At 34.6% G+C, this 13365-nt stretch carries 9 protein-coding genes and 1 riboswitch; of the genes, 5 read left to right on the top strand and 4 right to left on the bottom strand.

The features are described from left to right. Nucleotides 1-62: 62 nt before the first annotated feature. From BC781_RS14455 to fsa, 4 genes are all read left to right on the top strand, one after another. Entirely contained in the window at nucleotides 63-494 is a 432-nt protein-coding gene (locus BC781_RS14455; RefSeq protein WP_109618960.1) for a GNAT family N-acetyltransferase, read from the top strand. Nucleotides 495-531: 37 nt separating this feature from the next. After that, the gene (gene odhB / locus BC781_RS14460; protein WP_109618962.1) at nucleotides 532-2085 is read left to right on the top strand and encodes a 2-oxoglutarate dehydrogenase complex dihydrolipoyllysine-residue succinyltransferase; all 1554 of its coding nucleotides are present in this window, start codon (nucleotides 532-534) and stop codon (nucleotides 2083-2085) included. A 55-nt stretch (nucleotides 2086-2140) separates the two neighbouring features. After that, nucleotides 2141-3544: a dihydrolipoyl dehydrogenase gene (gene lpdA, locus BC781_RS14465; protein ID WP_109618964.1), complete on the top strand. Its 1404-nt coding sequence runs from the start codon at nucleotides 2141-2143 to the stop codon at nucleotides 3542-3544. Between the two features lie 206 nt (nucleotides 3545-3750). Next, nucleotides 3751-4404: a fructose-6-phosphate aldolase gene (gene fsa / locus BC781_RS14470; RefSeq protein WP_109618966.1), complete on the top strand. Its 654-nt coding sequence runs from the start codon at nucleotides 3751-3753 to the stop codon at nucleotides 4402-4404. A 122-nt stretch (nucleotides 4405-4526) separates the two neighbouring features. Here the strand turns inward: fsa and BC781_RS14475 are convergent, their stop codons facing one another. From BC781_RS14475 to BC781_RS14490, 4 genes are all read right to left on the bottom strand, one after another. Next, nucleotides 4527-5048, bottom strand: a complete 522-nt coding sequence (locus tag BC781_RS14475) for a DUF7935 family protein (RefSeq protein WP_109618969.1) — start codon at nucleotides 5046-5048, stop codon at nucleotides 4527-4529. A 223-nt stretch (nucleotides 5049-5271) separates the two neighbouring features. Further along, a complete protein-coding gene (locus tag BC781_RS14480) occupies nucleotides 5272-6936 on the bottom strand; it encodes an ATP-binding response regulator (RefSeq protein WP_109618970.1) in 1665 nt (554 codons plus the stop codon). A 225-nt stretch (nucleotides 6937-7161) separates the two neighbouring features. Continuing rightward, on the bottom strand, nucleotides 7162-10854 hold the full coding sequence (locus BC781_RS14485; RefSeq protein WP_109618972.1) for an ATP-binding protein: 3693 nt from the start codon (nucleotides 10852-10854) through the stop codon (nucleotides 7162-7164). Further along, the gene (locus BC781_RS14490; RefSeq protein WP_109618974.1) at nucleotides 10838-11401 is read right to left on the bottom strand and encodes a condensin complex protein MksE; all 564 of its coding nucleotides are present in this window, start codon (nucleotides 11399-11401) and stop codon (nucleotides 10838-10840) included. Before BC781_RS14490 ends, BC781_RS14485 begins: the two co-directional genes overlap by 17 nt. A gap of 262 nt (nucleotides 11402-11663) precedes the next feature. Then, a riboswitch (cobalamin riboswitch) is annotated at nucleotides 11664-11845 on the top strand. A gap of 143 nt (nucleotides 11846-11988) precedes the next feature. Between BC781_RS14490 and BC781_RS14495 the strand changes: the two genes are divergently transcribed. After that, complete coding sequence (locus tag BC781_RS14495; protein WP_109618976.1) at nucleotides 11989-13365, top strand: DUF5074 domain-containing protein; 1377 nt, start codon at nucleotides 11989-11991, stop codon at nucleotides 13363-13365.

The raw sequence follows: 13365 nt of genomic DNA on the forward strand, positions 1-13365 counted from the left end.
TAGAAGGATTTCAAAAAGGCTTGATAGCTTTGTGTGAGTTTATACCTAAAAGAAGAGACGATATGATTATTAAAGAAATTAAGCACGGGTCAGAGGATTACAAAAGAACAGTGGAATTAAGAGATGCCGTTCTCAGAAAGCCATTAAATCTTGAATTCTCTGCTGAAGAGTTGGATAATGAATTCGACAGTTTTCATTTAGCAGCTTTAAATGATCATGATGAGGTAGTTGGTTGCTTGGTTTTACAGCCATTAGAAAATCAACAAATCAAAATGAGGCAAGTAGCCATCCGTGAAGATTTTCAAGGGAAAGGATTAGGTAAAGTTTTAGTCAACTTTTCGGAAGTTTTCTCATACGAGCAAGACTTTAATGAAATGATTGTGCATTCTCGTGATGTAGCAATGGGTTTCTACGAGAAGTTAGGTTACACAAAGGTAGGAGAGCCTTTCGAAGAAGTTGGAATTAAACACTTCCGACTCGAAAAGAAATTATAAATAAGAAATTTTTACAGCGTCAATAAACAAAAGCATTATGAGTTTTGAAATGAAAGTCCCTGCGGTAGGCGAGTCGATTACCGAGGTGACCATCGCAAGCTGGATGAAAAGCGAAGGGGATTTTGTAGAACAAGATGAAATAATCTGTGAGCTAGAGTCTGATAAGGCTACTTTTGAATTAGCGGCAGAAACATCAGGTAAATTATCTATTGTTGCACAAGAAGGTGATACACTGCCTATTGGCGCTGTGATTTGTAAGATAGAAGCAAGTGTAGGAGAGCCAGTAGCTGAAGCAGTAGGAGCAGATGCATCTGTAGTAGAAGATGCTGCACCAGTAGCTGCTGCACCAGCGGAAGGACCAAAAGCAACTGGCGAAGTTGTGGAAATGAATGTGCCAACTGTAGGAGAGTCAATTACTGAAGTTACGATTGCAACTTGGTCAAAAGAAGATGGAGAGTTTGTGGAAGCAGACGAACTTCTTTGTGAAATAGAATCAGATAAGGCAACATTTGAGCTAATGTCTGAGCACAGTGGTATTGTCAGAATTGTAGCACAAGAAGGTGATACGGTTGAAGTAGGGCAATTAATCTGTAAAATTGAGGTGATGGAAGGGGGAGCACCTGCAGCTCCTCAAGCAGAAGCTCAAGCATCAGCAGCTCCAACATCAGTAAATGGTGATGCAAATTATGCAACAGGTCATGCTTCTCCAGCAGCTAAGAAAATCTTGGATGAGAAAGGCATCGATGCTAGTCAAGTTCAAGGTAGTGGCGTAAATGGTAGAATTACGAAAGAAGATGCTCTTAAGGCTGAAAAACAAGCTCCAGCACCTGCACCAGCTAAAACGGCTGCTAAATCTGAAGCTCCTGCCCCAGTAGCAGCTCCTTCTGGAGATCGTGAAGTTTCACGTGAAAAAATGTCTTCGATGCGTCGTACAATTGCTAAGCGTTTAGTTTCTGTAAAGAACGAAACGGCAATGCTTACGACTTTCAACGAAGTTGACATGAAGCCAATCATGGACATCCGTAAGAAGTACAAGGATATGTTCAAAGAGAAATATGAGGTTGGTTTAGGATTCATGTCTTTCTTTACAAAAGCAGTTACAGTAGCACTTCAAGAGTGGCCAGCTGTAAATGCTCAGATTGATGGTAATGAAATTTTATACAGTAACTTCTGTGATGTTTCTATTGCCGTTTCTACACCAAAAGGTTTGGTAGTACCAGTGATCAGAAATGCTGAAAAACTATCTTTCAACGGTGTGGAATCTGAAATCATTAGACTTGCTAAAAGAGCAAGAGATGGTAAGTTGTCTATCGATGAGATGATGGGAGGTACATTCACAATTACGAATGGTGGTGTATTTGGATCTATGCTTTCTACTCCAATTATCAATGCTCCGCAATCTGCAATTTTAGGAATGCATAACATCGTAGAAAGACCAGTAGCGATCAATGGTCAAGTAGAAATTCGCCCAATTATGTATGTGGCACTTTCTTACGATCACCGTATCATTGACGGTCGAGAATCTGTAAGTTTCTTGAAACGTGTAAAAGAGTTGTTGGAAGATCCAACTCGTCTATTACTAGGTGTCTAATTTTTTAGCATCTAAAATCAAGAAATTATTTTTTTACCATTAAATCTATAACTAAATGAATTACGACGTTACAGTCATTGGTTCGGGACCTGGTGGATATGTTGCAGCTATTCGTTTTGCACAACTAGGGTTTAAAACTGCATTGATTGAAAAATATAATGCACTCGGAGGTACATGTCTAAATGTAGGCTGTATTCCTTCAAAAGCATTGCTTGATTCTTCAGAGCATTATCATCAAGCACTTCACAAATTTGAAAAGCACGGAATCAAAGTTGAAGGTTTAGGCATTGATTTCGGTCGTATGATCGAGAGAAAACGTGAAGTTGTGAAGCAGATGAACAAAGGAGTTGAGTTCTTGATGAAAAAGAACAAAATCGATGTTCACTACGGATTCGGTTCATTTGTCGATAAAAATACAGTGAAAGTTTCTAAAGAAGATGGTTCTGAAGAAACTTTTACTTCTGAGAATATTGTGATTGCAACTGGTTCTAAACCAATCATTATTCCAGGAGTTGAGTATGATAAAAAGCGCGTAATTACATCAACTGAAGCTCTTGAATTAGACGAAATTCCAAAGAAACTAGTAATTATTGGTGGAGGAGTTATCGGCCTTGAGCTTGGTTCAGTATATGCTAGATTGGGTACTGAAGTATCAGTAGTAGAATTTACTGATAGCCTAATCCCAGGCATGGATAAGTCTTTGGGTAAAGAGCTACAAAGAGTATTGAAGAAAGAAGGATTTAAATTTAACTTCAATACAAAAGTAACTTCTGCCAAAACAGAAGACGATGTAGTTAAGATTACTGCAGAAGATATGAAAAAAGGCAAATCTTTAGAGATTGAGGCTGATTACTGTCTAGTATCTGTAGGTCGTCGTCCTTATACGGATAAACTTGGTCTTGAAAATGCAGGTGTGAAACTTGATGATAGAGGTCGAGTAGAAGTGAATGCAAATCTTCAAACTAATGTAGAGAATATCTATGCTATTGGTGATGTAGTCAAAGGTGCGATGCTTGCTCACAAAGCGGAGGAAGAAGGTATGTTTGTTGCAGAGCTATTAGCAGGTCAGAAGCCTCACATTAACTACAAATTGATTCCAGGTGTTGTTTACACTTGGCCAGAAGTAGCAGGTGTAGGTTATACTGAAGAAGAACTGAAAGCCGAAGGAAGAAAGTACAAAACTGGTTCATTCTCTTTTAGAGCTTCAGGTAGAGCTGTAGCAAGTATGGATGTAGATGGTTTTGTAAAAGTAATTGCAGATGAAGCCACTGACGAAATTTTAGGAATGCACATGATTGGCCCACGTGTTGCAGACTTGATTTCTGAAGGTGTAGTCGCGATGGAATACAGAGCGTCTGCAGAAGATGTTTCTCGTATGTCACATGCTCACCCTACATTTACGGAAGCAATTAAAGAAGCTTGTTTGGCTGCTACAGAAGACAGAGCACTTCATGCTTAATGAGAATATGAATTTTTGAAAATTATATAAGCTGTCTTTTTCCCAAAAGGCAGCTTTATATTTATTATAAATTGGATAAATTTAAATTAACCTAACTTATATAACTTGCGTAATTCAAAGTAGAAATACCTTATTATATAAGTTGGTGAGATTGATTTATCCATAGGATTAATCAAAATCAACACAGACTATTAAACCGTAACATTATGAAATTTTTTATCGATACAGCTAATCTTGAGGAGATTAAGGAAGCACACGCATTAGGCGTATTGGATGGAGTTACTACTAACCCATCGCTAATGGCAAAAGAAGGGATTGTAGGTGCTGAAAATATCAAAGCTCATTACAAAGCAATTTGTGATATTGTGGAAGATAAAGTTAGTGCTGAAGTTTTATCTACTTCTTATGAGGAGATGATTAAAGAAGGGGAGGAGTTAGCTGCAATCGATCCAAAGATTGTTGTGAAAATCCCAATGATCAAAGATGGTGTTAAGGCTATCAAATATTTCTCTGATAAAGGAATTCGTACTAACTGTACATTAGTTTTTTCTGTAGGTCAAGCTATTTTGGCTGCAAAAGCTGGAGCAACTTATGTTTCTCCATTTATTGGTCGTTTGGATGATATCTCATCTGATGGTCTGCAGTTGATTGAAGATATCGTTACTGTTTATGGTAACTTCGGATTCACAACAGAAGTTCTTGCGGCTTCAGTAAGACACGTCATGCATTTGGTTGATTGTGCTAGACTAGGAGCAGATGTTGCAACTTGTCCATTGAACGTGATCAATGGTTTGCTGAAACACCCACTTACTGATAGTGGACTTGAGAAATTCTTAGCTGACGCTCAAAAGTTATCATAAAATAGGTTCCTCTCTCGATTTGGGAGAGGAATTTCTTTTACATTAAATTTAACTATATGCGAAAAGGAATAAATATTCATAAAAAAAGGTTGTCTTAATTTTAAAGACAACCTCAAGAATGTTTAATAAATCTTTTTTACCTCTTTCTTTAACTCGGAGAGGGCTTGATCAATAATTTGAAATTCTGATTGAATGATAATTTCAAATACTTTTTTGCTCAGTTCATAAGCTGATTGATCAGATTTCAATTCTTTTCCTGCTTGATTGATAAGAGCAATAGTTTCTTCAGTTCCTTGCTTAATTAAAGCCCAAGAGCCTTCTTCTAAATATATTTGCTGACTACAATTATAATTGTATTCATTTCTAATCTCATTCACTAAAACAGCTTGGAAATCGCTCACAGTATCTGCACTACCATTTAACCTCATGATAAGATTATTTGGAGTTATTCTTTCCAAATAAAGGGTCATTCTTTCATAAGCCTGTAAACGGAGTTCCGTAATTTGCTCTTTCGGAGAAGCATTTAACTTTTGAAGTTCACTAGCAACCTGCTTTTCCATCATTGTTTTTACAACTAGAAACATCCCATATACAGCCAAGGCTGCAGGTAGACTCATCTGCACAAAATCCAACATTAACTCCATGGTCATTGTCATTTAGAATATTACAAAAAATTCAAGTCCGAATATAATGAATCAAAAAGTAAATATGTCTATGCAGAACTAAAGAATTATCACTTCTATTTCATTTATGAAAAATAAATAATTGAGTTAAATAGAAAAAAGTTAGTATAGGAAGTCTTTGTTTATAGAAATAAAAAATGCTCATACCTTTCAGCATGAGCATTTTCATTAACTATGTATTTTATTAAACGATAGTGCCTACTTCGTTTAAGATCTCAATCTTATTTCTTATTAAGCCCTTGAGTTGAATGAGTTGTTCTTTTACTTCATTTTGAAGTTGAATTAAGTCAGTTTTATTTAATTCATCTCTATCAACTTGATTTAGTTTATTGATAATTAGCTTTTGATTTAAAGTCTCTAAAGTGCTTTTCATGCTATGTCTAATGAATGAAATCACATCTAGATCTTTATTTGTGATAGCAGTCAATAAATCATTTTCATAACCATCAAATTCTTTCAGCATCAAACTTAATAAAACTCTGTAATCCTCTTTATTATCAATAAATAAGACATCTAATGTTGAAAAAATGTCAACATCATTCTGTTTTGGAGTTTCTACTTTTGTTGCTTGTTTCTTTTTATCTTCGTTATGAAGAATGAAAATATCTTTAAGCTTATCAGGATCGATTGGTTTAGGTAGATAGCCATTCATTCCCGCTTCTTCATATTTGTTTTTACTATGCTCATAGGTGTTGGCCGTAACCGCATAGATTGGGACATTCTTTGCGAATTCAGAATCTAACATTCTGATATCTTTTGAAACTTCATAGCCGTCTTTACCAGGCATTCTAATATCCATCAGAATGACATCGTATATATTACTTTCCAGAAGTTTCATGCATTCTTCTCCTTCAGATGCAATATCAAGCTTAATTCCCCAGTTGGAGCAGAAGCCTTTCATCAAAAATTGATTTGGTCCAATATCTTCAACATATAGAACACTCAAATCTTTAAACTCTTCAGAGGATTGATTTTCACTTTCATCGGAAACAATTTCTTCTTTTTCTTCTTCCAGGTCATAAGGAAGTTTTATGATGAATGTTGTCCCTTCTGCTTCTTTACTTTTTAAGTCTAGAGTTCCGTTATGGAATTCAACTAGATTTTTCGTGATACTAAGTCCTAATCCTGTACCTCCAAATTTTCTGAAAGTAGATTTTTCAGCCTGTCGGAAAGGTTCAAATATTTGCCCTTGCATATCTTGTGGAATTCCGATACCAGAGTCTTTAATCTCAAACTCTAGAATAATTGTATTCTCTTTTCTTTCCACAAGTTTCACCATAATACAAACTTCACCTTGTTCAGTGAATTTGATGGCGTTACTGACGATATTATTTAGGATTTGTGAAAGTCTAGTTTCATCACCTTTAATATTTTGAGGGATATTAGAATCAATGAAAGTGAAGAATCTGATTTGTTTATCTTTAGCTTTTGGCTCAAATAGTTTTTGAGTTTGTTCGATGAGCTGATAAATATTAAAGCTTTTTGATTCTAGTTGTAGCATCCCTGCTTCTAACTTCGATAAATCTAAGGTGTCGTTTATAAGACTTAATAATTTATTGGAAGAATAAACCAATGTATCAATGAGTTCTTTCTGATCGTCTCTTGGAGATTTACTTTCAAGTAAATGCGCCATTCCAATAATGGCATTTAAAGGAGTTCTCAATTCATGAGTGATCACAGATATATACCTATTTTTCTCAACGACTGTACTTTTAACTTCTTGTTCCAGTTCTGAGATTTTCATTTGAAGGGATTGACCTGAGTTATTATTCTTTTTCAATAACTCATTTTCAGTTTTCAATTCCTCAATTTCTTCGATTAGAGTATTAATATCTTGTGCGTACTTCATTTGTTATGAGCTGGCGTTTAATTGATATTACTAATCTATGATCATTACCAATTTTTCATTTGGTTAAGGTAATGAGGAACTTACGGATGAAAGGATTTTGGTTTTGATCTGTTTTGAGTTAGAAGAAAAATGAATTTTACAGTGTAATTTTTATTGCTCTTAAAAAGAAAACGCTTTATCAGAAAGAACCGATAAAGCGTTTTTGAGCTATTTCTTATTTGTGACTTAAGCTTCCCCAACAAGTTTTATTACATTCACTTTATTGGTTTTTGTATTTCGGTCAAGTTTATAAACGTGATGATAAATTAGAGGGTCGTTTTCATTTGGCGAACCAAAAATTAATCTTACGTTTTTATGATTTGTAAAATCAATAAGTTCTCTCAGATAACGATCAGAGAGTTTACCCACTTCATCAATCATACAATGCACTCTGTAGTCATCGTTATTCTTGAAAACATTTTCCTTGAAGACATTCAGAAGTGTAATGTAGATCATAGATTTTACAAGAACATCTGTTCCTTCAGATCCTACGTTCGATAGTTTTTCAACCCAACCAGTATCATTGTTATTTTCAGCTACTCTAAACTGTAATTCAAAGAAATCATCGATTTTGATGTATTTTGAATTTGTTTGTTGAATTTCAGCATTCAAATCATTCAATAACTGAATTGATTTTTTATTGGTAACACTATCGGCTTTTTCCTTGAAGAAACTAGCTTGATCGCCAAAATTAAACTTACTATCCAACTCTTTGGCTTTCATAAGTAGCCCTGTCAATCCTGAAGTTTTTTCCTTGAATTGGAGTTTAACTGACTTAACAACACCGACAAAGTTGGTCTGCTCAAAATGATCATTGAGTTGTTTCACCGTCTCATGAATAGATTTATTCACCTTAGAAATATCACCCACTTCTCTAGTGATGTTACTAATAAGTCCGCTGTGTTGTTTCTCAACTTGTTCCTGAACATTCTCAATCAGATCGTTCTCAATAAATCCCCTTAGCGTTTTGTCTACGAAGAAGAAAATAGCCCTTTCGTCATCTTGACCCGTGAGAATAGGGAATTTCATTTCATTCGCTTTTTGGAATTTACTGGTATAGCTTAGAACTTCTTTGGTGAATTTAGCTTGTATTTCACCTTTTCTAGCAAATTCGCCTCTGACTGTGGACAATAACTCACTTACCGTTTCTCCATGTCCTATAACCGTTTCATGGGCTTCTTCAATGAATTTGATCAAACTGAAATAAGGACTCATCTCTTCAGATTTGAAACGGTCAAATTCGTTGAGCTGTGTTTCTAGATTTCGAGATTCATTTTGTAAGGTCTGAACTTCAGCTTTAAACTGTGCTCGCTGAGCATTCAGTTGTGTCTTTTCATCTTCAAATCGGTCAAGAATAGCTTTCAATTGTGATTCTAATTCTTGAGTCTCGACTTTAAAAGCCTCTTCCTTGTCAAAATATTGTTCCTTATTAACTTTATATTCAGATACGATTCCTTTTGTACCATCAATAAAGTTAAGCTTCTGAAGAATCGAGTTGATGGCTTCTTCTTCTTTTTGGAGCTGTTTTGTATCGACTCCTTTTTCACTTAAAGCTTCTTTCTTACGTAGCTCTAAACTCTGTAATCTGCTAATAATGTCAGCTTCATACTTCTCTTTCTGAGAATCAAGAGTGAGGATAGCTGAATTTTGCTGCTGTAAGATTTCAGTCGAAAGTAGATTGTATTGATCTTGTGAGGAAATTCGATCATTCTCAAATTTTTGCTTCAGCTCATTCTTTTTTTCTTTTTGCTCAGAAAGCTCACGCTGTGAAACTGAAATTTTTGAATTGATTTCCTCTAAAGCACTTTCTTTTAAGCTTGAAGACTCCTTTTCAAGTTGTTCTAAATCAAGAATAAATTCTTTCTTTTTTCTTTCAGCTCTCGTCTTTTCATAAGGTAAATTTTCCTCATAGTCCTTGACTAGCTTCTTGTATTTTTGCTGATATTCTTGCTGAAGAAGGTCATGCTCTGATTGGAAATCAGATTGAAGTTTTAGTTTCTCTTCATGAAGTGCTATTAATTCTTTCTCTGCTTCTTCTAATAGATTAGAGTAATCCGTAAACTGAATTTCAGAACTATTCAGCGAAGACAGATCAAGTTTTAACCCGAAGAATCCCTCTTCTTTATTATTGAAAGTAGGGGAAAGGTCTTTTTGTAAAAGAATTTCTTCCTTAATGAGTTTGCCAATATTTTGTTTCCAATCTTCAACATTCTCATTCAAAAACTCCCAAAGAGAGCCTTCATACTTCTTGATTTTTGCTTCAAGTGATTCTTTAGCGTTTTTCTTTTGAGAAATCTGTAAGTCAATTTTCTCTGAGTTAGATTCAAATTGAGCTTTAAGTGCCTTTAACTGAGATTCATTAAGAGCTTTTAGACCTTCAGCCTCTTTTCTGAAAAGAAGAATATTTTGTTCAATATCCTTGAGCTGAGCATCAAGTTTCTGTATTTCTTTTGAGATCAGATCAAAACGTTCGCTACTGAAATCCTTATGAGTGATTTGTGCTTTTTCCTCATTTAAGGCTTGAAGCTTTTCTCTTTTTTCTTCAATATGTTGTTCAACAGAATCCCTGTCTTTTTCATATTCTGACTGAAGTTCTTGAATCTTCTCTTGCTGTTTTTCTTTTAACTCTTCAAGACGATCAATAAATGAAGATTTAAGATTGATTTTCTCATTCTCAATCTCTTGTTGGTAAGCACTTCTTTTCTGACGTAAACTTGATTCTTCTTCAGAAAAACGTTGTTCTACTTCCTTAACTTCAGCCATCAAAGTTTCTTTAATACTTTGATGATGGCTAAGTTGATCTTTTAAAAGTGTTTCATTTTGATGTTCCTCTAAAATACTTTCAATAGAAAAAACACCTTCACTACGAATAATCTCCGCGTATTTTTTACGCAACGATTTAATGGTTTTAAGGTGGTTTTTAGGAACACCAATTTTTTGGTTGATCAATGTTTTTTGTTGGTCAAAGTAGTCTTGCTTTTCATGAAGACTATCTTCAATTCCATTTAAAGCTTGTTGCGCTTTTTCAAGGTCTGCTTTAAAAACAATGGCTTTAGAACTGGCAGATTTTACTTCTTGTCCAAGCTGAATAGCAACGTTTTCAAGTTTGGATTTTGTTGAAATGAATTCGTCATGTTGAGAAATAAGCTCTTCCGCTTTAGGTTTATATTTCTCGAAGTTGAGTAAATCTCTTCGTGTATTCTCAAATTTTGAGATTTGACGACTGATGACCTCAAGCTCAATTGGACGAACATTTTCTTCTGCAATAGCTTCAATAATTGCTCTTTTTATATAGTCAGAGTTGAGACTAGAACTTCTGAAAATATTAGCAATTGCTTTTGGAATGGTCGTTAGCTTCTGACGCTTGATTGAAGTCTTACCATGGAATAATCCATACTTTTGATATTCTCTTTTTTCAGTTGCACCATAGATGATATTTCGTACATCGGCATATCTTCTGATCTCATCGGTAAAACTGATTTCTCTAGCTTCCAGATCAGCAAAGATGTTTTCTAAACTCTTGGCTTTACGGTCTTTTATGAAGAAATCTTTTTCATATGGCGCATCGATAAATCGAAACTGAAGTCTTCCTCCTTTTTTATAGAGGAACAGACATACATTATTTGTCTCAGTATGAATTTCATAGATCATGTAAGACCCAAATTCCTCGAAATAATACTCAGAAAAAGATTGCTGATTTTCTTTGATTCCTAACTCTCTCTTTTCAGAAGTAGGGTGATAGAAAAAAAGAATAGCTCTCAGAAGGGTTGTTTTTCCAAAACCGTTAGAACCTACAAAGTGAATATTACCTCCAAGACTCACCTCGGAATAGGGTAAAGATGAGCTATTTATGAATACAATTTTATTTAGATACCTCATCGTCGTCTGTTTGGTCAATATCAATCAATAATACAATTTCCTCTAAAAAGTGATATGCAGAAAGTACTTTATAAGTCTCTTTTTCTGTATCGATCACTTCAAAAAATCCTAGTCTTTTCATCTCCTCAGCCAAGTCTCTCACCTTATCAATGATTGACGGATCTTTTTCTCCAACAATCCTCTTGAGTTGCTCAAAAAGGTTTGCATCAGTTTTACAGCGGTGCACAATATCAGTAATCTGAAATTGACTTCCTTCAGAGAAGGTAGCATCATATGATGAGAAGAATGCAAGTCTATCAATATATTTATAGAACTTTTCTACCTTTTCTCGGAGTGTTTGTCGCTGTTCTTTTCGAGAGAAGTAAAAAAAATTATTTCCTCTCTCTAGTGTAAAATTTAAGGGTAAAAAATAATCGTAAAAATCTTCGAAGTTGTCATCAATCTCATTGTATAGATTTCTGATCTCACTTCGACTACTATTAGCGCTTATGAAATTACCTCTACTCAGAATCTCAAAAGCCCTTGTGATATATGTATTATGTCTCATTTCAATAATCGTATTCTCGCAAAAAGAACTGCAAAAATAGTAAAAAATGAGGATTATTTAGATTAAAAAAAGTGTCTGATAAGCTTAAAAAAAGTTTATTTCAGAAATGTATCTTTTCAATTCTCAAAACTGAAAGTGAGATCTATTCATGTTTTTGTAAAAAAGACAATGAAGTCTCTTGTATGTCATAATCAATAATAAATATTCATATATATCACTTTCTTTAGGTGATTTAATCATCTTGTTTCACTAACAAACTTTTATATCTTTGCCCAAGTTTGGTGCTCGAGAGAGCTAAGAGGGAATTAGGTGAAAGACCTAAACTGTACCCGCAGCTGTAAGCTCATTTTTAATTTTGTTGTTAAACCATTGTCTACAATGTTAGATGAGAAGGTGACAAAATGTAGAGTAAGTCAGAAAACCTGCCAATCTTCGAAACAGTGCTTTTACTTTCGGGAATAAAAGTTTTAGTGCAGCTGAATATCAATAGTTTATTTTATTGATTGAAATACTGTACTTTTTTAGCCTTCCCTTTCTATTTGCCCCTGTTTCTGTTGTTTAATGTTATTCTAAATAATTAGCTAGAAATGAACAGAAATCTTTTTAATCGTAAAGGAATTATTGCAGGTCTTATGGCCCTAAGTATTTTTACTTCATGCGAGTCTGATGATGAAACTCTGAGAAAACCAGATTCTATTGAAATTACAACTCCAAATGGTTCTTCTTCAATATTTCCAAGTGAAACATTAGAATTTGTCGGAGAGGTTAGTGACGCTGATTTTGTGAACTGGTATCTTGGAGATGCACACATGAGTGACTCTTCTTCTTTTACTTATACTTTTAACGAAGTAGGTGACTTTAGAGCTTTATTCTCTGCTGGTTATACAGGAGCAGATTCTCTAACGGCTTACAGAGATATTACAGTAAATCCTTTTAATGGTTTTATGGTATTGTCTGAAGGAAGTTTCGGTGCTCCAGGTTCTGAAAGTTTCACGTTTGTAAATACAGATAGAGAATTAAAAATAAATGGTGTTTTTAATGCCCAAAATGACGGAGCTGAAGTAGGTAGTACTTTACAATCTGCTGTAGTTTCTGACAACTATATATATGCCGTAGCTCAAAATGGACCTAATTTAGTTAGTATCATTAATAAAGAAGATTTGACTTTAGAGCAAGGTCTAACAAGCTCAGAGTTGAATTTTGGCGAATATATTTATCCTACAAATATTACTTTGGTAGATGATGCTAAAGCTTATGTTAGATCATTTTATTATGATGATTTTTATGCAACTCACAGTGCAGTTTTCGCACTAGATTTAACAACGAATACTCTATCAAAAGTTGATGGTGTACACGCTAATTTAGGCCAAATGCAAATAGTTGGGGATGAATTGTTCACAATTGAAGGAGATGTATTATACATTACAAATGTAACTTCAAATACACTAACAGAGACTGTAGCATTAGAATCTGTAGCGACAACTATGGTAAAAGATAGCCAAGATAACTTGGTTGTAGTGTTGACAGGAGAGAATTCTAAAGTCGTAAAAATTAATGCTGCATCTAGAAACATTACTGAAACCATTGATGCTCCTGAAGGTGTATCTTTTGCTTCAGGCTCTAAAAACGCATACACTACAATAAATCCTTCTACTGATGCAGTTTATTTCATTCCTTATACTGCAGGAGATTGGGGTGGAACAATCACTAACAAAATGTATGAAGTGAAAGATGGTGCTTTAAAAGAAGCTTTTGATATATCTAACTGGTCAGATGATGAGGCTGGTTTCCCATATGGTGAAATAGCATTTGATGAAGCTACTGGAAATTTGATGATCACAACAATTAAAAGCTATGGAGAATACGATTCAAATGCTTTGTTCTTTGTCGACCCATCAACAGGTTCTGTAGTTAAAAAATATGCTGGTGTAGGTGAGTTCCCTGCTATGGTTCTTCCTTTATAA

The sequence above is a fragment of the Sediminitomix flava genome, assembly GCF_003149185.1.
Taxonomy (GTDB): Bacteria; Bacteroidota; Bacteroidia; order Cytophagales; family Flammeovirgaceae; genus Sediminitomix; species Sediminitomix flava.